Genomic DNA, 26,992 nt, shown 5'->3' on the forward strand with positions numbered 1-26,992 from the left:
ATTTATACCTAATAAACGCATAAAATCACAAAATAAATAATAACTTAGCATCAAATAAAAAGCCCTATTTAAAAGGCTTATCAGTGGTTTTTAGTATGTTTTATAAATGTTTGTTTTGTAGCGATTACTTCCCGATACAGAATTTTCCGAAAATTGTTCCCAAAATATCTTGGTCAACATCGATTTCGCCAGTGATGGTACCCAAATATTCCAGGGCTTCGCGTATGTCCATCGCCAACAAATCGCCTGGTAAACCTTGTTGCATGCCTTGTCTTATTTTCTGAATCTGTGCCAATGTTTTTTGCAAAACGTCTAAATGGCGAGAGTTCGAAACAATGGTTTCGTTGGCGTTGTTGAGGAGTTGAACCTGAGCAAACAACTGCTCTTTGAGCAAGTCGATGTTGTGTTTTTCTTTGGCAGAAATCTCTAAATGGATCACATCTTTGAACTCGTCTTTTATTGCCTGCGGAATTACTTCTCTTGTGTTGTCAACATCGATTTTATTGGCGATATTGAAGACGATTTTCCCTTTGGAAACAAGCGCTTCCAGTTGGTTGGCAATTTGGTTATCTGCCATGATGTTGGAATCGTACAGGTACAAAACAATGCTGGCTTTGTCTATTTTTTCAAAGGTTTTTTCGATTCCGATTTGTTCTATTTTGTCGCCTGCTTCTCTAATTCCAGCGGTATCGATGAATCGGAAACCAATTCCGTTGATATACAAGGTTTCTTCTATGGTGTCGCGGGTGGTGCCTTCGACATCCGATACGATGGCTCTTTCTTCGTTGAGCAACGCATTGAGCAGAGTAGATTTCCCTGCATTAGGAGCTCCCACAATGGCAACTGGAACGCCGTTTTTTATCACATTTCCATAAGCAAACGAGTCGGCCAATTTTTTCAAGATATTTTGTAAATCGTTCAACAATTCGTTGAATTGGTCACGGTTGGCAAACTCGACATCCTCTTCAGAAAAATCCAACTCCAATTCTATGAGTGCAGCAAAATTTACCATCTGTTCGCGCAACTCTTTGATCTGAGTCGAGAATCCGCCACGCATTTGTTTCATGGCGATTTCGTGCGACGCTTTCGAGTCAGAGGCGATGAGGTCGGCTACGGCTTCGGCTTGTGTGAGGTCCATTTTACCGTTCCAAAAAGCCCTGAACGTATATTCGCCCGGATTGGCATTTCGTATTCCATTCTTATTCAAAACCTCTAAAACTTTTTGCTGAATATAGACCGAACCATGCGTAGAAATCTCGACTACATCTTCGCCAGTGTAGGAGTGAGGTCCTTTGAAAACGGTGAACAAAGCCTCGTCTATATAGGTATCGGCATCCAAGACATAGCCCAAATGTACCGTGTGCGAATCGACTTCGGTCAGTTGTTTCGATCCAAATTTTGACCGAAAAAGGGCGTTTACTTTTTCGATGGCTTGGGGTCCAGAAATACGTATTACGGCTATTGCGCCCATTCCGTTGGCGGTGGCTAAAGCGCAGATGGTATCATTAGAAATCATATCGAAAGTTTGGAGTTTGTATGACAAATTTACACATTTTTTGCCGTGCGAGCCAAAGGAAAACGACTAGCACGAATTAAGGTATGATGAAGAATATTTTTTTTAAAAATTTAGAAATAGCTGTGATGTTTTTTTTAAAAAAAATTAGGAATGTTGAAAGAGAGGAGTGGTATAAAGGAGAAACTCAGCATCAAACTTTTCAGAGTTTCTTTGATTGAATACATTAAAAAAATCCCCGAAAACTCAGGGATTAATTATTGGAAGTTTTGGTTTCTGTTTTTAGTTTACCTTTTCGATTTCGCCCGTTTCTTTATTTTTGGTAAACTTGCGGTATAGCTTAATGTTCATTTTGTAATCTTTTTTCGTTGGACGATAAATGATACGAAGCGTAGTGTCGTTGGTAAAATAAGATTGCGCCCAATTGAAAAAGATAAAGAATTTGTTTTTCACGCTCAGAATCAGCATCAGGTGTAAAAACATCCAAACAAACCATGCCAATCGACCTTGGAACGAAAATTTTGGCAAATCGACCACGGCTCTATTTTTCCCAACCGTTGCCATCGATCCTGGATCTTTATACTCGAAAGGCGTCATTTGTTCGGGCTGAATACCTTTGGCGTATTTTTTAAAATTATCGGCAAGATTCAAAGCTTGATTAATCGCTACGTTTGCCAATTGCGGATGACCATTCGGGTAATTGGGCGTTTCCATGTAGGCAATGTCACCAATTGCAAACACATTTTCGAGTCCTATTACACGATTCAGCCGATCGACTGGAATGCGATTGCCGCGTTGCAATTGTTCTTTCTCGAGCACGCCTGTGGGTACATTTCCTGTAACGCCGGCAGCCCAAATGAGGTTACGCGTTCTGATTTTGCGTCCGTCCAACAACTCTATGGTATGCCCATCGAAGTGAGTTACCCGAGCATTGGTCCAGACATTTACGCCCATTTCTTCTAAAAATTGTTTAGATTTCACCTGAGACTCTTTCGACATTGGCCCCAGTAATTCATTCCCGCCTTCGATCAAATACACATTTACTCTAGAGAAATCCATATCGGGGAAATCTTTGGGCAAAACATGCGTTTTGAGTTCGATAATCGAACCAGCGAGTTCTACACCAGTTGGACCGCCACCCACGACTACGATATTCAGAATTTCTTCTAATTCATCTGGCGTAGAAGAGTAGGCACTCTCGAAATTGGTCAATAATCTATTCTGAATGGTGATGGCTTCGTAGGTAGATTTCATCGGGAAAGCATTTTCCTCGATCTGTTCGTTGCCAAAGAAATTGGTAGTACAACCGGTGGCAATTACCAAATAGTCGTATTCGAATTGTCCAATGGTGGTTTCGACGATGTTTTGATCTTTCAAGATGTTGAGCACTTTTGCCAAACGCACCGATACATTTTTACTTTTCTGAAAAATTTTTCGCAGTGGAAAAGAAATACTAGAGGGTTCTATCCTGGCAGTTGCCACTTGATAAAACAAGGGTTGAAATTGGTGAAAATTATACCGATCGATGATCGTAACCGAGTAATTTGGGTGATTGTTGAGTTTTCGTGCCAAGCGTACTCCCGCAAATCCAGCCCCAATGATTACAATTTTTTTTCTTTCCATTACACTCAAAAATTTAGTTGTAAAATTAGAAATTTTCTATGGGCTTAAAAAATTTGATGGCGATGATTATTAAATATGAAATGATGCAGAGTTTTTAGAATATGTCTAATTTTGTGTTCTAATTCTATGCAAGACATGGCAACATTATTCGAAACTTTTGAAATCAATCCTCACCTCATTCTCAAAAACCGAATCGTTATTCCGCCGATGTGTCAATATTCGGCAAAAGATGGATTTGCCAACAATTGGCATTTGGTTCATTTGGGAGCAAGGGCAGTGGGTGGTGCAGCTGCCATCATACAAGAAGCAACCGCGGTTTCTCCAGAGGGTCGAATTTCTTATGGTGATTTAGGTATTTGGAAAGACGAACATATTGCTGCATTGAAGCCGATTACCGAATTCCTCCGCAGCCAAAACTGTGTACCAGGCATTCAACTCGCTCATGCAGGGCGCAAAGCCAGTACCGAAATTCCTTGGAAGGGCAGGAAACAGCTACGACCCGACGAAAAAAATGGATGGCAAACCGTGTCGTCTTCTTCCTTGGCATTTCAAGAAGGTGAAGTTCCGCCTTTGGCGCTCACCATTGCACAAATACAAGAAGTCATCAACGATTTTGCAGAAGCTACTCGCAGAGCGGTTTTGGCAGGATACGAAATCATCGAAATTCATGCTGCGCACGGTTACCTGATTCATCAATTTTTATCGCCGCTCATCAACCAGAGAGAAGATCCCTATGGCGGTTCGTTCGACAATCGAATTCGGCTGTTGCTCGAAATTGTAGATGCAGTAAAACAATATTTAACCACTCAATCGCTTTGGGTGAGGATTTCTGCTACCGATTGGGCTGAAGATGGTTGGGATTTGGAGCAGTCGATTGCGCTGTGCCACAAGTTGAAAGAAGCAGGCGTTGAAGTGATGGATATTTCGAGTGGAGGAGCAGTGGTACATCAAGAAATAAAAGAAGAAAAAAATTATCAAGTACCTTTTGCTAAAAAAATCAAAGCACAAACTGGGATGATTACCGCAACGGTCGGATTGATTTTTGAGCCAGAACAAGCCGAAGAAATCATCAAAAACCAAGAAGCTGATCTTGTGATGATTGGTCGTGAATCGTTGCGAGATGCCGAATTTGCGTTGAATGCAGCCAAAAAATTGGGTGTCGATATCAATTGGCCGAATCAATACCTGCGAGCTAAAACCAATCGTTTTTTATGATGAAACTAAAAGCAATTCATCATCTGGCGATTATCGTATCGGATTGGGAAAAAGCACTGCATTTTTACTGTGACCTTTTAGGTTTCAAGATTGTCCAAAAACATTTTCGTGCAGATCGCAATTCGTATAAAATCGACCTGAGTTTGAACGATCGCTACCTCATCGAGCTGTTTACATTCGACAATCCACCGGCGAGACTCACCCAACCCGAAGCGACTGGTTTGCGTCATTTGGCATTTGAAGTAGAAGATATTATAAGTTATTATAACTATTTAAAAACCAATGGAGTAAAATTGGAAGAAATTCGGATCGATCCCTATACTGAAAAACGTTTTTTCTTCGGTTTCGACCCCGATAATTTACCTTTAGAATTTTACGAATCTTAAAGTATGAACAAAAGCATTTTGGCATTGGCCATCGGAGCCTTGGGTATCGGCATGACCGAATTTACCATGATGGGCGTTTTAGAAAATTTTGCAAACGATTTGGCGATATCCATTCCGCAGGCAGGGCATTTTATTTCGATTTATGCATTGGGCGTTTTCATTGGTGCGCCTGTTTTGGTTATGTTGACATCGAAACATCCTCCCAAAAAAGTCTTGATGTTTTTCATGATGTTGTTCTTTGTTTTTAATTTGATGTTTACCATTGCGCCTAATTATATCAGCTTGTATATTGCCCGTTTTTTTTCGGGCTTACCACACGGCGCTTATTTTGGGGTCGGCACTGTGGTAGCAGCTTATCTGGCACCCAAAGGCAAAGAAGCTTCTTATATCTCATATATGTTTGCCGGACTCAGTTTTGCCAATCTTGCTGGTGTACCCTTGGGAACTTTTATTGCCCAATTATCCAGTTGGCGAATATCTTTCGGGCTGATTGCGCTCATTGGTCTTTTGGCTATCTTGGCTATCCATTTTTGGGTTCCGACCATTGTGGTGGATAAAAACGTTTCGCTGAAATCTCAATTATCATTTTTCAAAACTTGGAAAGCTTGGACTTTGATTGTGATGATCTCCATTGGAACAGCAGGCCTGTTTGCTTGGATCAGTTATATCTCACCTTTGGTAACAAAAGTAGGCCGATTGCCCGAATCACAATTGCCAATCATCATGATTTTGGTCGGTTTGGGAATGTTCATCGGGAATCTTGTCGGTGGTAAATTATCAGACCGCATTTCGCCCAACAAGGCGGCTATTACGAGTTTTACTCTTATGTGCATCATTCTAATAATCAATTACTTCATGGCTGGAATTGGTGTTATGAATTATGTCTTATCCTTTCTCACAGGACTCATTGCGTTTACGGTTGGCTCTCCAATCCAAATGATGTTGATCAACAATGCAAAAGGCGCCGAAACCCTCGCAGCATCTGCTGGACAAGCGAGTTTCAACCTCGGAAATGCCTTGGGAGCTTACCTCGGAGGTTTGCCTATCATTTTTGGGTATGGGTATCAATCGCCACTTGTGGTAGGAGCGATTATGGCGATAAGTGGAGCGTTAATAGCAGTGATTTTTTATAAACTAAATAACAAAACAAATCATGTTTAAGAAAAAAATAGGAGAGACCAATCTCACAACAGCACCCATAATCTTCGGCGGAAATGTGTTCGGCTGGACTTTAGACGAGAAACAATCATTTGCAATACTCGATGAGTTTTTTGCGTTAGGATTTAATGCAATCGATACGGCAAACAATTACTCGTATTGGGTAGAAGGAAATGCAGGGACAGAATCTGAGGCGATTATTGGAAAATGGTTGAAAACGAGAGGAAATCGTGAGCAACTTGTGCTGGCAACAAAAGTTGGAGGACGAAATCTTATCCAAGACAAACCCAACACCACGAAAGAGCACATCGTCAAAGAGATAGAAGATTCTTTGAGACGACTTCAGACCGATTATATCGACTTGTATCAGACGCACTACGACGATGAAAACACAGCTGTAGAAGAAACATTATCGGCTTATGATCATTTGATAAAAGAAGGCAAAGTTCGTTACATTGGAGCTTCGAATATCACAGCCGTTCGATTGCAAGAGAGTTTGGACAAATCAGAAAAATTCAATCTGCCACGCTACAACACTTTACAACCAGAATACAACCTTTACGACCACGAAAAATTTGAAGAATTTCTGCTTCCAGTGTGTGAAAATCATAACATTGCAGTGATTCCTTATTATTCTTTGGCAAGTGGATTTTTGACTGGTAAATATGCCAGTGAAGAAGATTTAAATAAGAGTGTTCGAGGAAAAGACATCAAGAAATACCTTACACCCAAAGGTAAAGAGATTTTAGAAGCCTTGCATTTGATGAGCGAAAAACATCAGGTATCCAATGCTGCAATTGCACTAAATTGGTTGATGAACCAAAAAATGGTGGTTGCTCCCATAGCTTCGGCTACAAAAAGCAGTCACTTGCAAAGTTTTGTAGAGGCAACAAAGATACAATTATCGAATGAAGATTTGATGTTGCTTACCAATGCTGCCTCACATCATCGTTGATATTTTAGGTATAATGAGGTAGGATTTGAAGTTTTGTATAAAAAACTCAGAATTTCTCTCCTTTTATATATTGCAGATTAAATAAAATTATTGCATTTTTAGACACAATTAATGCACATATATGAAAAAAAATAAACTACTTCCTATGTTCACCTTAGGCTTTGCGCTTTTTGCAATGTTTTTTGGAGCTGGGAATTTAATTTTACCACCTTTCATCGGGTTGGAAGCAGGCAGTTTTTGGGTTTACGCCATTATAGGTTTTGGAATTACAGGTATTTTAGGACCGTTTTTAGGGTTGTTGTCCATCATCAAAACAGGTGAGTCGTTTACAGATTTAGGAAACAAGGTTCATCCTTATTTTTCGATAATTTTAGGCTCGGCCATCATGTTGTGTATTGGGCCTTTGATTGCTGTACCCCGCACAGGTTCACTCACTTACGAAATGGCATTGTTGAAGTTTTTTCCTACGATGAAACCTTTCATAGGTTCGTCTATTTTTTTCACAATCACGCTTTTGTTGTGTTTGTCGAAATCCAAAGTTGTAGACATCATCGGCAATGTTCTCACACCAGTATTGCTCGTAATTTTAGGCTATCTCATTATCACTGGCATTCTCAATCCGCCCAATACTCAACTTCATTCCAATGCAGATGCAAACGCTATTTTTACTTTTAGTTTTATAGAAGGCTATCAAACGTTGGATGTGTTGGCTTCTGTGATTTTTGCCGGAATCATCATTGCTGCCATCAAATCCAAAGGCTTCGAAACGCCCAAAGAACGCACGACAACAGCCCTATACGCAGGCATTATTGCCATTGTTTCACTTTTCTTTGTATACGGTGGTCTGATCTATTTAGGGGCAACTTCTGGCTACGAAAGCGAAGAAATTTCTAGACCGGTATTGCTCAACCATATAGCGCATACCCTATTGGGGAGTTCTTCGTCTTTTTTGCTTTCGATTTGTATTGCCTTGGCGTGTCTTACCACTGCAATTGCTCTTACTGGCGCTGTTGCTGGATTTTTCGAACAGATCACGAAAGGTAAAATTCCGTATAAAGTTGGGGTTTTTGGCTGCACAATTTTGGCTTTTGTTTTATCGATACAATCGGTTGACGAGATTATTGCTTTTGCGGTTCCGATTTTATTATTCGTTTATCCCATCATTTTCATCCTTATTCTCATCGAGGTTTTTGTAGGAAAGTTTATCAGAACCAAAGCGCCTTATTTTGCTGCAATCTTGGTCACGACGCTTATTACAACTTTAGGTTTATTAGAAAATGTAGGCTTGTCTAACGAATTTTTCATCCGTCTGAGAAATGCTTTACCATTACGAAAATACGAGCTCGAATGGTTGATTCCTTCTGCTGTGACTTTGATTATTTTTATGATGTTAGAAAGGTTGAAATCAAAAAAAATAAAGCATTAAATTAAAAAAAAACTGTCAACTTCGAAAGTGATATTTTATTTTTTAAAAATTGGTTGATGAAGCTTTAGCTTCTAATTTTGCAGATTAAAATCTAATTTTGAGCGGACTATATTTTCATATTCCTTTTTGTAAGCAGCGGTGTTCTTACTGCGATTTTCATTTTTCGACCAATCGAAAATATCAAAATCAAATGATCGATGCCATTTGCAAAGAAATTGTTTTGCGAAAAGCCGAGATTTCATCGCCAATCGAAACCATCTATTTTGGTGGCGGAACGCCAAGTTTGCTCACACAAGCGCAGCTTCAATCCATTTTCGAAGTGTTGCAAAACGAATTTGACCTTTCACCATTGCAAGAAGTCACGCTGGAAGCCAATCCAGACGATTTGCATACCGCATTCATCCGTCAGCTCAAAAATTCACCAATCAACCGCTTTAGTATCGGAATTCAATCTTTTTTTGACGAAGATTTAGCGTACATGAATCGAGCTCACAAAGCAAACGAAGCGCTGAATGCAATAAAAAAAGTGCAAGACGCAGGGTTCGAAAACATTACCATCGATCTCATTTATGGTGCGCCAACGACAACCGATGAGATGTGGCAGCAAAATCTAGACTTCGCCATTGACTTAGGGATTCCACATATTTCTTCGTATGCGCTTACGGTTGAGCCGAAGACGGCGTTAGAATATCGAATCCGAAACAGATTGAGTTTGGCAATCGATGAAGAGCAACAAAACCGACAATTCTCGATGCTGCAGAAAACACTGAAAGAAAATGCGTATGAACATTACGAAATTTCAAACTTTGCCAAAGCTGGATTCCAAGCCTTGCACAATGGCAATTATTGGAAAGGAAAACCTTATTTTGGGTTTGGACCTTCGGCTCATAGTTTTGATGGTAAATGTAGAAAATGGAATATTGCAAATAACGCCAAGTATATGAAAACTATTGCAACAGAATCTTTGCCTAATAAAGTTGAACTGCTGAGTGAAGTAGAACGGTATAATGAATACATTATGATATCATTAAGAACCAATAGAGGGATAGATGAAGATTTTGTGTATGCTAATTTTCCAGCTTATATTGTAGAAGAATACAATAAAGAAAAAACTAAATTGTTGAACGAAAAAATAATTGTTCAGCAAGCTCAATTTGTAAGAATTCTGGAAGAAAATAGATTTTACACCGACGGAATAGCGGCGAGCTTATTTTACGTTTAAAAATTGTTTATTTTTGTACCCATGTATGATAATCGCCCCATTGGTGTTTTTGATTCTGGAGTTGGCGGATTGAATTTTGCCAAAGAAATAAAACGTCTTTTACCGCAAGAAAGTTTAATCTATTTCGGAGATACGAAGCATTTACCGTACGGTGAAAAATCTCCTAATACCATAAAAAATTATGTCAAAAGAATTACCGCATTTCTGAAAAAAGAGAATTGTAAAGCAATCTTAATAGCTTGTAATTCTGCGACAGCCAATGCGTTAGACGAGATCAAAGAAGTGGCAGGTGACGATATTTTAGTGGTCGATGTAATCAAACCGGTAGCAGAAAAAGTGGCCTTCGAATTGAGAAGTAAAATCGGGGTGATTGCGACCAAAGCGACTGTAGGATCTAACTTTTACAAAAAATCGATTCGCAAATACAACAAACACATCCAGGTCGTAGAATTCGCAACCCCATTGCTGGTTCCGGTAATCGAAGAAGGATTTTGCAATACCCCAATTTCGAGGTCTATTCTCGAAGCTTATCTGAAAAATAAAAAACTCGAAGGTATCGATTCGTTGATTTTGGGTTGTACACATTATCCGTTGTTGGAGAAAGAGATAGAACAAGTATTTGAAGGGAAAGTTCAAATCATCGATTCGCCGCTGATCGTGGTGAATTATCTTTATCACCAGTTGCAACAGCGACAATTATTAGCACAAAACGAAGCGCCTACTTACGCCTTTTATTTATCAGATTATACCGAAAACTTCAATAGAATTTCGAAACGCTTTTTTGGAAATAAAATAGCGTTGATCGAGAAAAATTTAGACAACATTTTGGAAGCTTTATAAATAATATTACTTTTTTTTTTAAATCGACGATTGTATTTGTATTTTTGAAACCAAAACATTTTATACACATCAAATGAATACATTTACCTCTCAAGAACTGATTGATTTAGAAGAAAAATACGGTGCTCATAATTACCATCCGATTCCGGTAGTTTTGGATAAAGGAAAAGAGGCTAAAGTTTGGGATATCGAAGGTAAAGAATATTTTGATTTTTTATCGGCTTATTCAGCTGTCAATCAAGGGCATTGCCATCCAAGGATTGTCAATAAAGCAAAAGAGCAATTAGAAAAATTGACCTTAACCTCTCGTGCTTTTTATAACTCAGAATTAGGAAAATACGAACAATACGTTACGCAATTATTCGGTTTCGACAAACTATTGCCTATGAACTCTGGAGCAGAAGCGGTAGAAACTGCCCTAAAGATTGCTCGAAAATGGGGATACGAAGTAAAACAAATTCCGAATGACGAAGCCATAATTGTAGTCTGCGACGGCAATTTTCATGGTAGAACAACCACCATTATTTCGTTTTCTAATGATGAAGAAGCGAGAAAAAACTTCAACCCTTATACCAAAGGATTTATTTCGGTAGAATACGGTAACCATGATGCTTTGGCAGAAGTATTTGCTACGCATGGTGACAAAATTTGTGGATTTTTGGTAGAACCAATTCAAGGAGAAGCAGGTGTTTATGTGCCACCAGCAGGATACCTCAAGGCATGCGAAACCCTTTGTAAAGAGCATAATGTCTTGTTTATTGCAGACGAAATCCAAACGGGAATTGCGCGTACAGGTAAAATGCTTGCTATTGATTATGAAGAAGTAGAAGCATCGATGTTGATTCTAGGGAAAGCCTTGTCGGGTGGCGTATATCCTGTATCGGCAGTATTGGCAAATGATGACGTAATGAATGTAATAAAACCAGGGCAACACGGATCGACCTACGGCGGAAATCCATTGGCTTGTGCCATTGCGCAAGAAGCATTGCAAGTAGTACTTGATGAAAATTTAGCAGAAAAAGCATTCGAATTGGGGAATTTCTTTCGAGATGAGATGCAAAAAATGGTTGACGAGTTTGCGTTATTCAAAGCCATTAGAGGAAAAGGATTACTCAATGCCTTGTTGATAAACGATACTCCAGAAAGTGAAACTGCATGGAATTTCTGTGTAGCATTAGCCAAAAATGGTTTGTTGGCAAAACCAACACATGGCAATATCATTCGTTTTGCACCACCGTTGGTCATTACAAAAGATCAACTAATCGAGTGTATTGAAATCATCAGAAAGACAGCTCAAAATTTTAAATAATAGAAACTCAATAAATTAAGGTACAAAATTTGCACTGGTCCTAGTCATGAAAATTTTTATGAACGATAACTATCTAAAAAAACAAGAAATATGAAAAAATATATTACACTTTTCAGTTTAGTATTCCTATTTGTTTTTGTAATAGATGGTCATGCTCAAACTCCTACAAATCTTGCTCAGTCACATCAAATTCAGAAAAATGTAGATAATCTAATTACGCTCGATGGTAATTGGGTTATCAAAAAGGAGAAAAATACGTTCTATGTTTACGGGAGTTCCATTACCAATCATAGTCTAAAACCTTCATCATACCTCAAATTAACTCTTTATTTGCTATCGGAAGAAGAGTTGAACAATTCCAATTTCGGTAAAAAAAATAAGATTGGAGATTTGAATGTGGGGAGAATAGGTGGTAATGGATCAAAAATTCAGAATGTCTATATTCAGTTTGAGGAGAATCTTTTAAAAAAGTTTGAGAGTGGAACGTATTATCCTGTCCTAAAATTGAATAGTAATTTAGCAGACATTAAGATATTGAATGCCATAGATTTGAATGATGGTAAAATTGAAGAGAAAAAAATGTTAGCAACAACACATCCTTCTGACAGAGTAAATGAAACAACTGCAACTCAAGAAATCAACAAAGTTGAGTTTGCGCCAATAGAATATAGACCGTTTTACCTGACCGTTGTTAAATTGGAAGGACAATTGCAACTGAATATCGATTATAAAAATTTTATGGTAAATTTAGGTGGTGAAGAAGCTCTCTTAAAAAATATCTCATCATCATCTTCAAAACCTATACGTTTGAGACTGTCTTTAGTCGAGAATTATTTACCAGGTGTAGCTGCAAAAGGCTACAATGTGGCCGAATTTGAAGTGGACCCTTTAGAAGCTGGAACGGCTCTGACTAATTTTACCTTTAAATCGAGCCTTCAGAATCTAGTTCCAAAAGGTTCTTACAACCCAATTATTCAGGTCGTAGAAAAAGAAAATAATCATTATATTTTTAACTCAATCTATATTTTTGACAAAAAACTTGAAATAAACTAATTGAAAACAAAAAATAAACTTAAACCTAGGTGATTTTGTAAAAAGTATTATTTATTTTATTAATGAGTAACAGAATAAGATTGTAAACCATGATTCGAAGCCTACGAACGAACTGAAAATTTCGTTGTATTATATAACCCAATTGTATGATGGAGAGTCTGAATTCTAAGGTTTTGAGATTTTTAATGTTGCTTTTGATCCTATAAAATCAAGATCATATATTAGTGAACCAGTCATAAAATCAAATTATTTTAACAAAGTACCACAAGAATCTTATTATTTGGTATTGATGTTGACAGAAAAAGATGCCGCTGATGGTTTTTTTAAAATGAAATCTTTTAGATTATTCGAAAATCAATTCAATTTTGATTAAAAAACCATTAGTTACTAATTCTCGAGCGTTAATGAATTTCATTAACGCTTTTTATTTCATCTATTATCTAAAATAAACGATCAAGAAGAAGGATAATCCTTACCTTAGATGAAACTAATTTCGGAGATAAAAATATGAGTGAAAAAAAATTTAATATAGCCATTTTGATAGATGGCGATAATGCCCAAGCCAAATTGTTGAAAGAAACAATTGAAGAAGTTTCTAAATACGGGAAAGCCACCATCCGCAGAATTTATGGAGATTGGACATCCAATAGCATGAATTCTTGGAAATCGTTGATCAATCAACATTCGATCAATCCAATTCAAAAATTTTCTTATACCACTGGAAAAAATTCAACCGATGGTGCGCTGATTATCGATGCAATGGATATTTTGCACAGCAAAAATGCCGATGGATTTTGCATTGTTTCTAGCGACAGCGATTACACTGGTTTGGCAAAGCGCATTCGAGAAGAGGGCTTATTTGTTATGGGAATAGGTGAGAAGAAAACGCCAGAATCGTTTGTAAAATCGTGTGATATTTTCACCTTTACCGAAAATATTTCTCCAAAACCAGAGAAGAAAAAAGAACCTGAAATAAAGGTGAAAAGCAAATCAACGACTTCATCAACGAGAAGAATCAAAGTTGCGCCAATCACTACAAAAAAGACAAGCTTCTTATCGGATAGGGATCACGAAACCATCGAAAAAGCTTTTGATATCTCGACCGGAGAAAGCGAAATTGCACATATCTCAACCGTGGGAGCAAACATTCGAAAGATAGATCCGAGTTTCGATACCCGAACTTATAATTTTGGGTCGTTGACCAAATTATTCGAAAACTTGGAGGAATACGAAGTGATTCGAAACGAGGTCGGTTCGTTGAATCATCCTTTGGTAAAACGAAAATAGCAAGCTTAATTAATTGATTAATTAGCTGAAAATAAAATTATTAATAAATTCAACCAAAGCAGAACTTTTTTTTAAAAACATTTAAGCTTTCTTCCTAAAATAGGCATCTATAAGGTCTTTGCCAGAAAACAAATTGATTCGAAAATAAAAAAATGTATATTTGCCTGTTCGAAAATGGAATTGGGTGTAAATCCTAAACTGTCGCGCAACTGTGAAGAACCAAGTTCTAAGTCAGGTCTTTTTTCGAATCATTTAGACAATGCTTTCGCGGTTAAAGTAATTACTATTATTCTACGAAAGTATAGTTTATTCCGTTTAAAAATTAAAAAAATAAACTATGCAAGATCAAGTACTTGAAGACAAAATGATTCTTCACAAAGAGAGAATCGAGAATTCTAAAACAGTGATTTTCAGAGCTGTTTTCCCTGGTGATACCAATCACCACAACACCATGTTTGGGGGTAATGTGTTGAGTCTTATGGACGAAGTTTCATTTCTTACGGCGACTCGTTTTGCCAAAAAACCTATCGTTACGGTAAGTAGCAACAAAATCAATTTTACGCATCCGATCCCAAGTGGCACCATCATCAAACTACAAGGAGAGGTAGTGAAAATAGGCAATACCAGCGTCGATGTGAAGGTTGATTTGTGGGTAGAAAGTATGTATCAAGAAGGAGTGCAACATGCTATAAGCGGAACTTTTACTCTGGTTGCCATCAACGAGAATAAAAAACCTGTTCCAATTATTTAATTTTTTGATGCTAAACCATTTTATAGGTCTTAAATTTGTCTCATGTTAAAACGAGATAAATTAAAAATTGTTCGTAAATGGTATTCCAACGCCAAGACGACCATTGACAACATCAACAAAGTAATCGATTTTTTTGAAGATGAATTGCTGGTGGAGACCAATACGGTAATGTTTGCCGATAGCATTTGTAGCGACGATGTCAACAGTATTCAATTCCCGATTCGTGCCAAAGAATTCTTAGGACCCTTTAAATTGGGCGGACTTAGTGGTTTTCCTTTTGCAGGACTCAGTGGGATGAAGGCTTTCTCGAGCCACGTGCCCGAAAATGGGGCAGCATTCATATATTATGGTCCTCATATTGGGATTACCAAAGAAGGTGTTTTGGGCGAAATCAATCGGCACGGACAATTCTACAACACCAGCTGTTGTGGTGCTTCTATAGGTGCTTTGCAAAATTTGAAGGCTCATAAAATCGAGAAGGATTATTATGATGATTTAGATTATCAAATCAATACGATCGAGCAGATTATTTTACCAGAAGAGGAAAGAATTTTTCGAGCAGAAAATTCAATTTTCGAGGCAACCGAGGTGATTTACGAAGCCATTGACAAACGAATAAATGAACTGGTCGCAAACACGCAATTCAATTGTCGGTACATTGTGCTCAACGGAGGTGTAATGGTGAATAGCGATGCCGATATGGGATCTTTTACCTCCAACAAGCGATTCGATATCATCAATGTAGAAACTGGCGAAAGATCGAGTTCTTTGGATTTTCTTAATTAAAATTTACATTTTTAGCCCGAATCTTTTTTTATCCTCATTATCAGAAAGGTTTGAATCTGATTGATTTGGGTTAGGGCTAAAAATGCTATACGGGTAATAAAGTTAGAATTTTTACTTTTTATTCTTCCGTGCTTTTTGCTTTTGTTGACCTCTATTTTTAGGCTTGGTTTTCGCTGGTTTTCGTTTAGAGGGACCACCCCAATTTACCTTTTTGTTCTTATCTTTTTTCTCATGGAAAGCATCGCCTCTTTCTTGAATTTTGATTTGGATCGGATTTTTCATTTTGACAACCTCTTTCTCAAATGCTAATTTGATCGGATTGATTTTAACATCCGCAGGAAAATCATTTTCTTCAATCTTTTTGTCCATCAGATTTTCTATTTCCACAATCAACGGCTGTTCTTTTTCGCTCATATAAGCGATTGCTTTTCCAGTTTTGTCGGCTCTTCCGGTTCGTCCGATTCGGTGGATGTATTGTTCTGGAATTTCTGGAATTTCGAAATTGATAACATGACTCACATCGGGGAAATCCAAACCTCTTGCCATGATATCGGTGGTGATAATTCCACGGTAATCTCCATCTCTGAAGCGTTCCATTTCTCGCAACCTGAAGTTTTGTGACTTGTTGGAATGGATGACACCAAATTCAGATTCAAATGATTCTTCTAACCGATTGAAAATAAGATCTGCATGTTTTTTGTTGTTCGAAAAAATCAGAACTTTTTCCAAAGAATCATCCGTTTTTAGCTGATGGATCAAAAGATTCAATTTGGTATTAAAGTTTTCGACCTGAATTTTTGTTTGATCGATTTTCTCTAATGGAGTTCCAGATTTTGCTAAAGATATTTCGATCGGCGACTTGAAGTATTCATTCAGCATTTCGTCGACCAAATCGGTCATGGTTGCCGAAAATAAAATGTTTTGTCGTCTCTCGTTCATCATGGTAAACAAATGCGTGAGTTGCGGTCGAAATCCTAAACTCAACATTTCATCAAACTCATCGACTACCAATTTTTTCATCTCTTTGAAAGACAAAACATTGTCGATTGCCAAATCCAAAACTCGACCAGGTGTACCGACCAAAATATCAAGACCTTCGTAGACCAAAACTTTTTGCGTATTGATGTTTACGCCACCATAAATCCCAAGAACACGTACATTCATATACGTGGTTAACTGCTCTAGAAAATCGCAAACTTGCACGACCAATTCGCGAGTCGGAACCAAAATTACAATCTTGGGCTGATCGGTTTTCGAAAATGCATATTGCTTGAGCAATGGTAGGAGGTAGGCAAGCGTTTTTCCTGTACCTGTCTGCGCAATTCCCATGACATCTCTTCCGGACATAATGGGCGAAAAGGATTTTTGCTGAATGGGTGTCGGATTTAGCAACTTCAAATCTTCTATAGCCTTGCTAAGCTGTTTCGGCAAATCGAATTGATCGAATGTGTTCTCCATTTGGCAAAGATAAAGGTTTAATACTGTAAATCATCCAATTTATCGATGAGAAGTCAAGAAATTTAACCTTTAAAATAGTCGGACAGCCGTTTATTTGCAAACTCAACTTTATTTTTATACTTTAGTTTGATGACACTTTTCAAAATCATAAAAAACTTATCTTTTCGTAAAACTCAGCGTTTGTTTTTGGCGATGTTGTCCAAGCCTTTATTTTTGATTCCGACCGTATTGGCTACGGTAGAATCTATTATTTATTCTGAATTGTATTTTGATGAAAATCATAGCGGTAGAGGAGTTGCTAATGCTTTTCGACACGCGTCTTGGACAGTGTTGATTGCCAAAAATGTAGAATGCCTCACCACGAAACAGAAAGCGATGGATTGGGCAGAATCGATCACCAATTTGCACGAAGAAGTTTTTTATAACACCAATGATTTCGATCGTTTGATGGATTTGCACAACAACGAAATCGGAAGAAAATTTTATATTGAACATTCTAAAGAAGAAAAACTGCCAAAGCGAAAATTGATGAAGAAATTAGTAGAAAAGAGTCAACACGCTATTGGTCTGGAAACTGCTTCAGAAATATCTTCGAATATTGATGAGTTGGTTTTCCTTAAAAATTGGAACAAATAAAAAAGACCAGTTTTTGACTGGTCTTTTAGCGTTATTCTTTTTTTTGAATTATTTTCTACCTGCATATTTTTTTTCGGCCAATTGTACCGCTTTGTAAGCATCTACAACACCACCCGTCACAGAATAATCTGTCAATTGATCGTTTTTGTTGACCGATTGCAAAATAATTTCTTTTACTTCTTTTACGCTGAGTTTAGGATAATGTGCCCAAACCAAGGCCGCAACACCAGCAACAACTGGCGATGCCATCGATGTTCCACTGTTCGATTGGTATTTGCCTTCGCGAGTAGGTACCGCAGAATAAATATCAGACCCAGGAGCAAAAACGTCTACCGATTTTTTACCATAGTTCGAGAAGCTTGATTTCAGAACTAGAGGATCAACCGTGCTAGCGCCTACGGTAATGACATTGTGGGCTATCACTTCGCCTTTATCGTTGAAAATAGTTGGGAAATTATTTTCTTCATCGACATTCAAGTTTTCGTTACCTGCAGCTTTTACCAAAAGCACGCCTTTAGACTCTGCATATTTGAATGCGTCCCAAACCAATTCTTTTTCTGGAGAATAGGCCTTACCAAAAGACATGTTCAGAATTTTTGCACCGTTGTCTACCGCGTAGCGAATGGCATTTGCAACGTCTTTGTCGCGTTCGTCACCATTTGGCACCGTGCGCACACTCATTATTTTAGCATATCCATCTCCAGCAATACCGTCGATCCCAATATGGTTGTTGCGTTTTGCGGCAATGATACCCGCTACATGCGTACCGTGATTCGAGTCTGGTCCGTCTACATCTGCATTACCGTATAAATGCTCGGTTTTATTTGCATAATTATCGCCAACAACCGCACGGAAATCATCTTTCAGATTCAAATGGTAGTTGATTTTATCTGAATAATATTTCACCCCTTCTTCGAGGTCTTTCAATATATCATTCGAAAAGTCTTTCAGCTTGCGATTGTTCCACACCTCTTCACTTACCATACCAAAAACCAATAAAGCATCTTGATAGGGTTCGAAAGTTTTTCTGTTTTTTTGTAGGTTTTCTTGTGTAAGAATAATGTCGCCGTGTTTAGCTGCCAATGTTTGCAGTGGTTCTTTAATACGATTGAGTATTTCTTCAAATTGTGCAGTATAGAGTTTGGCTTCTGCTAATTCGGTTTCGTACTTTTGTTTGAGTTCTTTGTATAAATTATATTTTTCAGGAAATTTTTTCTGATTTGATTCTGCGTTTTCACCCGTAAATAGTGGAATCAATTCTCTATAAATTCTCACGAATTCTAATGTATCCCCATCTACATTTCCATTAGCACCACCAATGAAATTCCAACCATGAATATCATCCACATACCCATTTTTGTCATCATCTTTACCATTACCAGCTTTTTCTTTTTGGTTGGTGTAGATATTGTCTTGGAGGTCTTCATGCGTCACTTCTATTCCAGAATCTAAAACTGCAACAGTAATGTTGCTTGGTTTTCTTTTTTTTGCTTTCAGAAAGTCTAAGGCTTTTTGGGTATTTACCCCATAGACACCTGTGTCTTCCAAACTTAGATGTTGCCAAGACTTCAGATCTACCTTTTCGTCTACTTGTGAATATGCAGCGGTAGATAACATCAGAGCCAGTCCGAGACTGAATACTATTTTTTTCATAAATTAAATTCTAAGATTTTTCAATTTGTTGCAAATGCTGTGCAAATTGTTACAAAAAATTGATTTATTAACTTTTATTTAGAATATTTTTTATTCAAAGCCTGTAAAATTGCCCAAGTTTCAGCATCAAGTAGCCCATCATATTTCTCAGGTCTGAAGTGGTATTGAAATGCCTGAATTACTTTTTTGGTCTGATCGTCCCAAAATCCGGTTACCGAAATGTTGTAGCCGTATTTATTGAGGTCTCGTTGCACCTGTTGGATAAAGGCAAACGAATTGATATCGTATGGGTATTGATACAAAAACATTTCTTTGTCATAATCTTCATACCACGCACCCACATTGTATTCTTTGTACAATCTTTTCCATGGGAATGTTGGTCCTGGATCATGTTTTCTTCCTGGGGCAACGTCAGAATGACCGACTACATTGGTGGGCTCTATTTTGTATCGTTCTACGATATCTTTACACAGTTGTGCAACTTTCTTGAATTGGTGTTCTGGATAATATCTGAAATCAATACCACCCAATTTATTATCATTCGACTGGTTTACTATTTCTATTCCAATAGAAGAAAAGTTGATATTGTCGAGTGTTTTCCATTTGCTCACACCCGCGTGCCAAGAGCGTTTCGTTTCATCTACTATACCATATATTTCATCATCATAGCCATCTCCAACGATATAATGTGCGCTCACTTCTTTTTGGGTAAGCACACGTAGCGAAGTCGCTTCATCTAAAGAGGTATAATGTAAAACTAGGTGCCGAATTCGTTCGTCATGTCCATAAGCTGGATAATAATTGGTGTTGATTTTATAATGATCTAGTTTAGCAAAACGAGCGATTTCAGGTTTTTCTGTTTTTTGATTAATGAAAATAGTATCACGGATTACTTTGGTTATGGTATTCGTCTTCGTTTTCACTGTTTTTGTTCCACAAGATGACAGCAACATCATCCCCGCAACACTTGCCAATAGCAATTGTTTCATATTCATATTCTTATAGTATTACGTTAATTCTGAGACACCAAAAGTAAAGTATTTTTTTTATAATATTTCTTAAAAGACTTGTAAAGAATGAAATCTCCCTTTATATTTGCAACCGCTTTTGAGATGAACATTTCAAAGTATAGGAGAGGTGCCAGAGTGGTAATGGAGCAGATTGCTAATCTGTCATCGGGAAACCGATGCCAGGGTTCGAGTCCCTGTCTCTCCGCAGTAGTTCTTTATTTTTTTGTAACGTTTTTTCTATAAAATACGGGGTGTAGCGTAGCCCGGTCATCGCGCCTGGTTTGGGACCAGGAGGTCGCAGGTTCGAATCCTGCCACCCCGACTTTTTTATTAGAAAATTTGGATTGGTCGCGTAGCTCAGTTGGATAGAGCATCTGCCTTCTAAGCAGACGGTCAGGGGTTCGAATCCCTTCGCGATCACAAGATAGATAACGTTATAGTGTAGCATAGGAGAGGTGCCAGAGTGGTAATGGAGCAGATTGCTAATCTGTCATCGGGAAACCGATGCCAGGGTTCGAGTCCCTGTCTCTCCGCTTTTTTTTTAAAGAATTACGGGGTGTAGCGTAGCCCGGTCATCGCGCCTGGTTTGGGACCAGGAGGTCGCAGGTTCGAATCCTGCCACCCCGACTTTTTTATTAGAAAATTTGGATTGGTCGCGTAGCTCAGTTGGATAGAGCATCTGCCTTCTAAGCAGACGGTCAGGGGTTCGAATCCCTTCGCGATCACAAAAAAAATACCTGATTATGATGAAAATAATCAGGATTTTTATTTTTTAGCGTTTCATTTTACGGTTATTTCACCTGTCTAGCCATCAACCAACTTACAAAACTTCCGATTCCCATTACGGTAAGCATCACAATGAGATAATTTTTTAGGGCAAATTCGAAAGGAAAAGGAATCAACGGCCCAGCATACACCAAGGGATAATGTATTTGGATAAAGCCAAGTATCGTTGCTATGATAAGTCCGATAACCATAGCAATGGCGGTAATGATCAATCCAGTGTAAAAGAAAATAAGTCTAACGCCAGATCTTGTAAGCCCGAAACTAAACATGGTTTTTATCTCTTCTTTCTTGTCTAGTATAATGATGATGATGGTTCCTGCTAGATTGAAACAAGCGATGATGATGACTAAGGTGAAAATGAGATAGATGATCAAATTCTCGATGTTCATCACCTTGAGGAAAGCCGAATCTAAATCTTTTCGTGTCTGTACCAAATAGGCCGAACCTAAACTTTCGGCCAATGTTTTTTTATAATACGAAAGGTCTTTAGTTCCTTTGGTTTTGACTTCAATTGCATATGCATCTTCGGGCGATAAATTGAGCAATGTTTGCCCTACGGTTAATGGGCCAAAGATGTATTTATCGTACTGATCGTTCCAAAAAAATACCCCAGCATTATAAGTTTCCAACGAAACAAACGCATCTTCTTCGCGTTTAAGAATATTGGTGCCCGGTTTTGGCATGATGAGTTTTACAGGGATTTGTCCGTCTACAAAAAGTTGCAATCGTGATGCAATGCCCTCAGAAGCGATAATTTCTTTGGGGGCTGCATCATAGTGGAAAACACGACCCGCAAACACAGCAGTATCAATTCTAGAATTTTTCAGAAATTGCTCATCGACGCTCTTTAGATAGGCAATATCTTCGAAATCTTTGTGTTGGATGTATACTTTCTCTTCGATTACTTTAGCAAAAGAAACGACATTGGCATTGTTTTTCAACTGTTTTTCGACTTCTTCAATTGCAGGGAGAACCTTGCCTTTTGCCGGACTAATCTTGATTTCTGTATTCACATTGCTGTAGAATTTCAGGTTCATCGTTTCTAAGCCCGAGAACACCGACAAGATAACAAATAATGCTGCGGTAGCGACCAAGATGGCAATCACTGCAATCGAGGTGATGATGTTCACCGCATTGGTATTAGCGCTCGAAAAAAAATAACGGCGAGCAATGTAAAACGGAATATTTCTCATTCGAAATTATAAAATAGGATTGTTGCCTTTGCCTTGTAATGCTCGGTCTATCTTATCGATTTCGTCAAGTGTATTGTCCAATTTGAAGATCAACTCTGGCGTAATACGCATTTGTTTCGAAGCGCCTCTAGATAAAATCCCTCTAAAAGTTGGAGTTTGTGTTATGATTTCTTTCAAAATATCGTCTTTCTTATCATTGGGGAAGATGCTCAGGTAGATTTTGGCAACACCCAAGTCTGGCGAAACATTCACCTCTGTAACGCTGATCAAATTTCCGGGGTAAAATTCTACCGCCCATTTACGAAAAGCTTCTGCTAATTCTTCTTGAAATAATTTACCGACTTTCTGTTGTCTATTGCTATCCAAAATTTATTTTTTTAAGGTACAAAGGTAGGCATTTATCTCAAAAATTGCTCTTTGTTGCCTTTTCTATTTCAAATCTTTTATTCAGTTTCAAGGTGTATAAGAGGTAAGTCTCCACTTGTTTTTGCTTTTTTACTTCAAGCTGTTTTATTGGAATTTTTAATTCGAACGCCTCATCATAGTCAACCAAATATTTCTTTTTGTTCAATTGATAAATTAATCGATACCAAGCATCTATAGGCTGATGAATCAGAATATATTTGGGGTAAAGATGCTCCAAATTGGGTTGATAAATGATTGGAATTTCGAGCATTTCTAAATCGATTTTTCCTTTGCAGTAGATTTTTATTTTATTTTCACAAAAACTTTGCTCATCAACCCAATAAGGATGAAGCAGTTTTATACCATATTCGTCAAAAGAAATCTCTTCAAATTGTATCGATTGCGAATCCAACCACACTTCCAAATCTACCGTAGGGGCAAATTGTTTTTTAAGGTCGTCGATGATATAGTTGTATAACTCATGCTTTATCTGAAAAACGTTTTTTTCTTGAGCCGATAGACAGATAACAAAAAAAGTAGCGAGTAGAGCAAAATATGTTTTAATGTTCATCTGATTTTCAATTTGATCATTTTTGGACAAATCACCCAATAATAAACGTAAATTTGATTAAAAATTAGGTCAAAAATGTTAAATTTTTGATAAAAGTAGAAATTTAACCTTGTCTAAATACTGATTTGAATAAAATGTTTTATAAATTCGCACCTCAAATAATTTATTCATAAAGTTAGGTTTTACGTTATGTAAACATAACTGAGAGTTTTTATAGTAGTTTAGGTTGGTTAATAATCCCCTTTTTCGGGGATTATTTTTTTTAGATCCTTTCTACAAAATCGATAAGCAATTGTTTTATTTCGGCAAATTTATCCAAACTCAACGATTTGTAATCGTCTCGAGGATCGTGATAATAACTTTTGGCACCCAGCGTATAAATGTAAAAACTCTTGATGCCCAATGCATGAAAAAAGCAATGATCCGAATTGCAGGCTTCGCCACGAGTTTTAATTTGCGGCACATATTTATTTTCACGATTGATGCTTTGCAAAACCTCCAATTCTTTTGCGTGAATCGTACCATTTACAACTTGTATTCCGTCTTCTCCAGTACCCAAAATATCGAGATTGATGAGCATTTTTATCCTGTTCAAATCAAACAGCGGGTTTTCTACAAAATACTGTGAGCCAATCAAGCCGGCTTCTTCTGCAGCGAAAGCTATAAAAACTAGGGTATGTTTTGGTGGTTGCTTGCCAAAATGTTTAGCCAAACCCAAAAGCATGCCTACACCGCTTGCATTGTCATTCGCGCCAGGGAAAATCACCTGTTGCACCTTACCCAAATGATCGTAATGCGCTGTAATTACGATGAGGCTATCTTTCTCTTTCCCCTCCAAATATCCAATGATATTTTGCGCTCGAAATTTTGGATTGAAACTCGATTTTACTTCTGTTTTGGTCATTTCGTGATGCAGGTTTTTCCATTTTTCATCGATGATCAAGGTGGTCGAATCGCTTTGTGAAGTGCTCAGACTTGCTAGTTTTTGAGCGTTATCGTAAATGTATTTTACTTTATTCGTCGCGTTTTCTTTGGGATGAGAAGCAGAATTTGGATAAACGATATAATCTATTCCGTACAACAATGGTTGATGATTGAATTCTAATGTTGCCTCTTCGATGTAATTGATCGGAAACTCGAACTCCTGAAAATAATTTTGGTCGAAAGATTTCAATTTCATTTTACCAAATTTCTTTGCAAGAAAAAAAGCGGCTTTTTGCATGCCATTGTCTACATATCCGCGACCAGAAAAATTTTTCGAAGTTAAAGTTTTGATGGCTCGTTTTTCGAAATTGATATTTTGAGCCGACACAACACCTTTTCCGAAAAAGAAAAGCAGCAGCAGAAGATTGAGAAAATATTTCATTGAATTTCTGAATTAAACACAAACAAATTTGATTAAAAAAAGCCAATAAATTATCCTATATTGCAGGTCAATAATTTAAAATTCAGAAAAAAACACATCAAAATGAAAGAAGTAGTGATCGTTTCAGCTGCGAGAACGCCAATGGGTTCTTTTTTAGGAAGTTTGTCGAGCGTACCAGCAACCACTTTGGGTTCTATCGCCATCAAAGGAGCATTGGATAAAGTAAATTTAGACCCTTCGTTGGTAGACGAAGTTTATATGGGAAATGTTTTGCAAGCGGGCGAAGGGCAAGCACCAGCAAGACAGGCCATGATAAAAGCAGGAATACCAAATTCGGCTCCGGCAACCACTGTAAACAAAGTATGCGCTTCTGGATTGAAAGCGATAATGTTGGCAGCGCAAGCGATTCGCTTGGGCGATGCAGAAGTTGTAGTCGCGGGAGGTATGGAAAACATGTCGATGGTACCTTTTTACTCACCAAACACCCGCACTGGAAATAAATATGGTAATACCACTTTATTGGACGGAATTGTAACCGATGGTTTGCAAGACGCCTACAACAAAGAAATGATGGGAACATGTGGCGATGCCTGTGCAGAAAAACACAACATATCGCGCGAGATGCAAGATGAATTTGCCATCAACTCATATAAAAAATCAGCGGCGGCATGGGAAGCTGGAAAGTTTGATAATGAGGTGGTTCCAGTAGAAATTCCACAACGCAGAGGCGAACCAGTAGTCGTAAAAGAAGACGAAGAATACAAAAATGTACGTTTCGACAAAGTACCAGAATTACGCCCTGTATTCTCGAAAGACGGAACAGTGACGGCAGCGAATGCCTCAACCATCAATGATGGTGCTTCTGCATTGGTTTTGATGTCTGCCGAAAAAGCCAACGAATTAGGTTTGAAACCATTGGCAAAAGTAGTTGCCTATGCCGATGCGGCGCACGAGCCAGAATGGTTTACCACTGCACCAGCAAAAGCGGTAGAGAAATTACTTGCAAAAGCAGGCACGAGCGCAGCAGATGTAGATTTTTGGGAGTTCAACGAAGCTTTTTCTGTTGTCGGAATTGTAAACGCACAATTGTTAAATATAGATTCGTCTAAAATTAACGTGAATGGTGGAGCAGTTTCTCTTGGACATCCACTAGGAAATTCGGGGTCTAGAATTGTGGTAACCTTGTTGAATGTTTTAGCGCAAAACAATGGTAAAGTAGGCGTTGCAGCAATTTGTAACGGAGGAGGAGGAGCCTCTGCTTTGATGATCGAACGAATTTAATTTCAATAGAATATAAAAGAGCATTTTCAAGATGATGAAAATGCTTTTTTGTTTCAACAAATTTCTGAACTTAGTTTAGATAAAACCTTTTATCTTTGTAAGATTAGAATGCTAAAATGCTAATAAGTCATTATGGAATACTTAGAATTTGAACAACCTATAAAAGATTTGATGGATCAACTTCAAAGTTGCCAAGTTGTGGGAGCAGAAAGTGGTGTGAACATCAAACAAGCGTGTGTAGAAATAGAGATTGCGATAGAACAAAAGAAAAAAGAAATCTATGGGAATCTCACTCCGTGGCAACGAGTGCAATTGTCTCGTCATCCGTCAAGACCTTATACCTTAGATTATATCTACGGAATCACCAATAATAATTTTGTCGAAATACATGGTGATCGAAACTATGCAGACGACAAAGCAATGGTGGGCGGTATGGGAAAAATAGGAGATCAGACCTATATGTTTATCGGACAACAAAAAGGAAAAAACACCAAAGAAAGACAATACCGCAGATTTGGTATGGCAAATCCAGAAGGCTACCGCAAGGCTTTACGGTTGATGAAGTTGGCAGAGAAATTCAATATTCCGATTGTAACGTTTATCGATACTCCAGGTGCTTATCCAGGATTAGAAGCCGAAGAACGTGGACAGGGTGAAGCCATTGCCCGCAACATCTACGAAATGCTAAAAATTACCGTACCCATCATCACTATTGTAATTGGTGAAGGTGCAAGTGGTGGTGCATTAGGAATTGGCGTCGGGAATAAGGTATTCATGTTAGAAAATACTTGGTATTCTGTCATTTCACCAGAAAACTGTTCGACTATTTTGTGGCGATCTTGGGACTATAAAGAACAAGCAGCCGCTCAAATGAAATTGACGGGACCAGATATGCTAGAGTTAGGATTGATCGAAGACATCATCAAAGAACCATTGGGAGGAGCGCACTACGACCCGAAAACCACTTACGATACGGTACGTGAAAAAATTGTTTCGACCTACAATGAGCTTAAAAAACTTTCGACAGAAAAATTAACGAAACAACGCCAAGACCGATTTATTGCTTTTGGGGAGTACAGCGAATAAGTTGTTAACATTCAATCAACAAA

24 protein-coding genes, 6 tRNA genes and 1 riboswitch are annotated in these 26,992 nt (G+C 38.0%); of the genes, 21 read left to right on the forward strand and 9 right to left on the reverse strand.

The features are described from left to right. Positions 1 to 124: 124 nt before the first annotated feature. Positions 125 to 1,516: a tRNA uridine-5-carboxymethylaminomethyl(34) synthesis GTPase MnmE gene (gene mnmE, locus BN8061_RS09165; RefSeq protein ID WP_068598638.1), complete on the reverse strand. Its 1,392-nt coding sequence runs from the start codon at positions 1,514 to 1,516 to the stop codon at positions 125 to 127. Between the two features lie 279 nt (positions 1,517 to 1,795). Further along, the gene (locus tag BN8061_RS09170) at positions 1,796 to 3,136 is read right to left on the reverse strand and encodes an NAD(P)/FAD-dependent oxidoreductase (protein ID WP_068598640.1); all 1,341 of its coding nucleotides are present in this window, start codon (positions 3,134 to 3,136) and stop codon (positions 1,796 to 1,798) included. A 135-nt stretch (positions 3,137 to 3,271) separates the two neighbouring features. Here BN8061_RS09170 and BN8061_RS09175 point away from each other — a divergent pair, with 135 nt between their 5' ends. The 12 genes from BN8061_RS09175 (at position 3,272) to BN8061_RS09230 (ending at position 15,524) form a co-directional block, all read left to right on the forward strand. Further along, entirely contained in the window at positions 3,272 to 4,351 is a 1,080-nt protein-coding gene (locus tag BN8061_RS09175; protein ID WP_068599521.1) for an NADH:flavin oxidoreductase/NADH oxidase, read from the forward strand. Continuing rightward, positions 4,348 to 4,737 carry an SMU1112c/YaeR family gloxylase I-like metalloprotein gene (gloA2, locus tag BN8061_RS09180; RefSeq protein WP_204207203.1) on the forward strand — a complete coding sequence of 130 codons (390 nt, stop codon included), beginning with the start codon at positions 4,348 to 4,350 and terminating at the stop codon, positions 4,735 to 4,737. Before BN8061_RS09175 ends, gloA2 begins: the two co-directional genes overlap by 4 nt. Before the next feature lie 3 nt (positions 4,738 to 4,740). Continuing rightward, complete coding sequence (locus tag BN8061_RS09185; protein ID WP_068598645.1) at positions 4,741 to 5,898, forward strand: MFS transporter; 1,158 nt, start codon at positions 4,741 to 4,743, stop codon at positions 5,896 to 5,898. After that, a complete protein-coding gene (locus BN8061_RS09190; protein ID WP_068598647.1) occupies positions 5,891 to 6,850 on the forward strand; it encodes an aldo/keto reductase in 960 nt (319 codons plus the stop codon). Before BN8061_RS09185 ends, BN8061_RS09190 begins: the two co-directional genes overlap by 8 nt. Before the next feature lie 145 nt (positions 6,851 to 6,995). Further along, positions 6,996 to 8,276 carry a branched-chain amino acid transport system II carrier protein gene (gene brnQ, locus BN8061_RS09195; protein ID WP_235802728.1) on the forward strand — a complete coding sequence of 427 codons (1,281 nt, stop codon included), beginning with the start codon at positions 6,996 to 6,998 and terminating at the stop codon, positions 8,274 to 8,276. 97 nt (positions 8,277 to 8,373) lie between these two features. Next, positions 8,374 to 9,498 carry a radical SAM family heme chaperone HemW gene (hemW, locus tag BN8061_RS09200; RefSeq protein WP_068598651.1) on the forward strand — a complete coding sequence of 375 codons (1,125 nt, stop codon included), beginning with the start codon at positions 8,374 to 8,376 and terminating at the stop codon, positions 9,496 to 9,498. A 21-nt stretch (positions 9,499 to 9,519) separates the two neighbouring features. Next, positions 9,520 to 10,338: a glutamate racemase gene (gene murI / locus BN8061_RS09205; RefSeq protein ID WP_068598653.1), complete on the forward strand. Its 819-nt coding sequence runs from the start codon at positions 9,520 to 9,522 to the stop codon at positions 10,336 to 10,338. A 73-nt stretch (positions 10,339 to 10,411) separates the two neighbouring features. After that, entirely contained in the window at positions 10,412 to 11,647 is a 1,236-nt protein-coding gene (gene rocD, locus BN8061_RS09210; protein WP_068598655.1) for an ornithine--oxo-acid transaminase, read from the forward strand. A 90-nt stretch (positions 11,648 to 11,737) separates the two neighbouring features. Further along, positions 11,738 to 12,700, forward strand: a complete 963-nt coding sequence (locus tag BN8061_RS09215; protein WP_068598657.1) for a hypothetical protein — start codon at positions 11,738 to 11,740, stop codon at positions 12,698 to 12,700. A 507-nt stretch (positions 12,701 to 13,207) separates the two neighbouring features. Next, positions 13,208 to 13,987 carry an NYN domain-containing protein gene (locus BN8061_RS09220; protein WP_068598659.1) on the forward strand — a complete coding sequence of 260 codons (780 nt, stop codon included), beginning with the start codon at positions 13,208 to 13,210 and terminating at the stop codon, positions 13,985 to 13,987. Between the two features lie 148 nt (positions 13,988 to 14,135). Beyond that, positions 14,136 to 14,276, forward strand: a riboswitch (adenosylcobalamin (AdoCbl) riboswitch). Positions 14,277 to 14,324: 48 nt separating this feature from the next. Continuing rightward, entirely contained in the window at positions 14,325 to 14,738 is a 414-nt protein-coding gene (locus BN8061_RS09225; protein ID WP_068598660.1) for an acyl-CoA thioesterase, read from the forward strand. Between the two features lie 42 nt (positions 14,739 to 14,780). Next, positions 14,781 to 15,524: a hypothetical protein gene (locus BN8061_RS09230; RefSeq protein ID WP_068598662.1), complete on the forward strand. Its 744-nt coding sequence runs from the start codon at positions 14,781 to 14,783 to the stop codon at positions 15,522 to 15,524. Between the two features lie 111 nt (positions 15,525 to 15,635). On the opposite strand, the gene BN8061_RS09235 is transcribed toward BN8061_RS09230, so the two are convergent. Next, positions 15,636 to 16,982: a DEAD/DEAH box helicase gene (locus BN8061_RS09235; RefSeq protein WP_068598664.1), complete on the reverse strand. Its 1,347-nt coding sequence runs from the start codon at positions 16,980 to 16,982 to the stop codon at positions 15,636 to 15,638. Between the two features lie 129 nt (positions 16,983 to 17,111). On the opposite strand from BN8061_RS09235, the gene BN8061_RS09240 reads away from it, so the two are divergent. Then, positions 17,112 to 17,618, forward strand: a complete 507-nt coding sequence (locus BN8061_RS09240; protein WP_068598667.1) for a DUF6973 domain-containing protein — start codon at positions 17,112 to 17,114, stop codon at positions 17,616 to 17,618. A gap of 48 nt (positions 17,619 to 17,666) precedes the next feature. Here BN8061_RS09240 and BN8061_RS09245 read toward each other — a convergent pair whose 3' ends face one another. Together BN8061_RS09245 and BN8061_RS09250 are read right to left on the reverse strand one after the other, a co-directional pair. Continuing rightward, a complete protein-coding gene (locus BN8061_RS09245; protein WP_068598668.1) occupies positions 17,667 to 19,271 on the reverse strand; it encodes a S8 family serine peptidase in 1,605 nt (534 codons plus the stop codon). Between the two features lie 74 nt (positions 19,272 to 19,345). After that, the gene (locus BN8061_RS09250) at positions 19,346 to 20,260 is read right to left on the reverse strand and encodes an N-acetylmuramoyl-L-alanine amidase (RefSeq protein ID WP_235802729.1); all 915 of its coding nucleotides are present in this window, start codon (positions 20,258 to 20,260) and stop codon (positions 19,346 to 19,348) included. A 142-nt stretch (positions 20,261 to 20,402) separates the two neighbouring features. On the opposite strand from BN8061_RS09250, the gene BN8061_RS09255 reads away from it, so the two are divergent. The 6 genes from BN8061_RS09255 to BN8061_RS09280 all read left to right on the forward strand — a co-directional run bounded on the left by BN8061_RS09255 (position 20,403) and on the right by BN8061_RS09280 (position 21,006). Continuing rightward, positions 20,403 to 20,486, forward strand: a tRNA-Ser gene (locus BN8061_RS09255). A gap of 42 nt (positions 20,487 to 20,528) precedes the next feature. Beyond that, positions 20,529 to 20,603, forward strand: a tRNA-Pro gene (locus BN8061_RS09260). Positions 20,604 to 20,627: 24 nt separating this feature from the next. Then, positions 20,628 to 20,701 (forward strand) — tRNA-Arg (locus BN8061_RS09265). A 29-nt stretch (positions 20,702 to 20,730) separates the two neighbouring features. After that, positions 20,731 to 20,814: transfer RNA gene (locus BN8061_RS09270), tRNA-Ser, on the forward strand. A 19-nt stretch (positions 20,815 to 20,833) separates the two neighbouring features. Next, a tRNA-Pro gene (locus BN8061_RS09275) sits at positions 20,834 to 20,908 on the forward strand. 24 nt (positions 20,909 to 20,932) lie between these two features. Further along, positions 20,933 to 21,006: transfer RNA gene (locus BN8061_RS09280), tRNA-Arg, on the forward strand. A gap of 66 nt (positions 21,007 to 21,072) precedes the next feature. Here the strand turns inward: BN8061_RS09280 and BN8061_RS09285 are convergent. The 4 genes from BN8061_RS09285 to BN8061_RS09300 all read right to left on the reverse strand — a co-directional run bounded on the left by BN8061_RS09285 (position 21,073) and on the right by BN8061_RS09300 (position 24,602). Continuing rightward, the gene (locus tag BN8061_RS09285) at positions 21,073 to 22,260 is read right to left on the reverse strand and encodes an ABC transporter permease (protein WP_068598672.1); all 1,188 of its coding nucleotides are present in this window, start codon (positions 22,258 to 22,260) and stop codon (positions 21,073 to 21,075) included. Between the two features lie 6 nt (positions 22,261 to 22,266). Next, entirely contained in the window at positions 22,267 to 22,626 is a 360-nt protein-coding gene (locus tag BN8061_RS09290; RefSeq protein ID WP_068598674.1) for a ribosome-binding factor A, read from the reverse strand. 37 nt (positions 22,627 to 22,663) lie between these two features. After that, entirely contained in the window at positions 22,664 to 23,236 is a 573-nt protein-coding gene (locus tag BN8061_RS09295) for a hypothetical protein (protein WP_154662301.1), read from the reverse strand. Between the two features lie 262 nt (positions 23,237 to 23,498). Further along, positions 23,499 to 24,602, reverse strand: a complete 1,104-nt coding sequence (locus tag BN8061_RS09300; RefSeq protein WP_068598678.1) for a M28 family metallopeptidase — start codon at positions 24,600 to 24,602, stop codon at positions 23,499 to 23,501. 102 nt (positions 24,603 to 24,704) lie between these two features. Here BN8061_RS09300 and BN8061_RS09305 point away from each other — a divergent pair, with 102 nt between their 5' ends. Both BN8061_RS09305 and BN8061_RS09310 read left to right on the forward strand, forming a co-directional pair. Then, a complete protein-coding gene (locus BN8061_RS09305) occupies positions 24,705 to 25,883 on the forward strand; it encodes an acetyl-CoA C-acyltransferase (RefSeq protein WP_068599524.1) in 1,179 nt (392 codons plus the stop codon). A 132-nt stretch (positions 25,884 to 26,015) separates the two neighbouring features. Next, positions 26,016 to 26,969: an acetyl-CoA carboxylase carboxyltransferase subunit alpha gene (locus BN8061_RS09310; RefSeq protein ID WP_068598680.1), complete on the forward strand. Its 954-nt coding sequence runs from the start codon at positions 26,016 to 26,018 to the stop codon at positions 26,967 to 26,969. The last annotated feature ends 23 nt before the right edge of the window (positions 26,970 to 26,992 follow it).

It is taken from the genome of Vaginella massiliensis, from assembly GCF_900089075.1.
Taxonomy (GTDB): domain Bacteria; phylum Bacteroidota; class Bacteroidia; order Flavobacteriales; family Weeksellaceae; genus Weeksella; species Weeksella massiliensis_A.

Coding starts and splice junctions, on each gene's coding strand:
- mnmE (WP_068598638.1), bottom strand. CDS start 1,516: ATGATTTCTAATGATACCATCTGCGCTTTAGCCACCGCCAACGGAATG.
- BN8061_RS09170 (WP_068598640.1), bottom strand. CDS start 3,136: ATGGAAAGAAAAAAAATTGTAATCATTGGGGCTGGATTTGCGGGAGTA.
- BN8061_RS09175 (WP_068599521.1), top strand. CDS start 3,272: ATGGCAACATTATTCGAAACTTTTGAAATCAATCCTCACCTCATTCTC.
- gloA2 (WP_204207203.1), top strand. CDS start 4,348: ATGATGAAACTAAAAGCAATTCATCATCTGGCGATTATCGTATCGGAT.
- BN8061_RS09185 (WP_068598645.1), top strand. CDS start 4,741: ATGAACAAAAGCATTTTGGCATTGGCCATCGGAGCCTTGGGTATCGGC.
- BN8061_RS09190 (WP_068598647.1), top strand. CDS start 5,891: ATGTTTAAGAAAAAAATAGGAGAGACCAATCTCACAACAGCACCCATA.
- brnQ (WP_235802728.1), top strand. CDS start 6,996: ATGTTCACCTTAGGCTTTGCGCTTTTTGCAATGTTTTTTGGAGCTGGG.
- murI (WP_068598653.1), top strand. CDS start 9,520: ATGTATGATAATCGCCCCATTGGTGTTTTTGATTCTGGAGTTGGCGGA.
- rocD (WP_068598655.1), top strand. CDS start 10,412: ATGAATACATTTACCTCTCAAGAACTGATTGATTTAGAAGAAAAATAC.
- BN8061_RS09215 (WP_068598657.1), top strand. CDS start 11,738: ATGAAAAAATATATTACACTTTTCAGTTTAGTATTCCTATTTGTTTTT.
- BN8061_RS09220 (WP_068598659.1), top strand. CDS start 13,208: ATGAGTGAAAAAAAATTTAATATAGCCATTTTGATAGATGGCGATAAT.
- BN8061_RS09225 (WP_068598660.1), top strand. CDS start 14,325: ATGCAAGATCAAGTACTTGAAGACAAAATGATTCTTCACAAAGAGAGA.
- BN8061_RS09230 (WP_068598662.1), top strand. CDS start 14,781: ATGTTAAAACGAGATAAATTAAAAATTGTTCGTAAATGGTATTCCAAC.
- BN8061_RS09235 (WP_068598664.1), bottom strand. CDS start 16,982: ATGGAGAACACATTCGATCAATTCGATTTGCCGAAACAGCTTAGCAAG.
- BN8061_RS09240 (WP_068598667.1), top strand. CDS start 17,112: ATGACACTTTTCAAAATCATAAAAAACTTATCTTTTCGTAAAACTCAG.
- BN8061_RS09245 (WP_068598668.1), bottom strand. CDS start 19,271: ATGAAAAAAATAGTATTCAGTCTCGGACTGGCTCTGATGTTATCTACC.
- BN8061_RS09250 (WP_235802729.1), bottom strand. CDS start 20,260: ATGAAACAATTGCTATTGGCAAGTGTTGCGGGGATGATGTTGCTGTCA.
- BN8061_RS09285 (WP_068598672.1), bottom strand. CDS start 22,260: ATGAGAAATATTCCGTTTTACATTGCTCGCCGTTATTTTTTTTCGAGC.
- BN8061_RS09295 (WP_154662301.1), bottom strand. CDS start 23,236: ATGAACATTAAAACATATTTTGCTCTACTCGCTACTTTTTTTGTTATC.
- BN8061_RS09300 (WP_068598678.1), bottom strand. CDS start 24,602: ATGAAATATTTTCTCAATCTTCTGCTGCTGCTTTTCTTTTTCGGAAAA.
- BN8061_RS09305 (WP_068599524.1), top strand. CDS start 24,705: ATGAAAGAAGTAGTGATCGTTTCAGCTGCGAGAACGCCAATGGGTTCT.
- BN8061_RS09310 (WP_068598680.1), top strand. CDS start 26,016: ATGGAATACTTAGAATTTGAACAACCTATAAAAGATTTGATGGATCAA.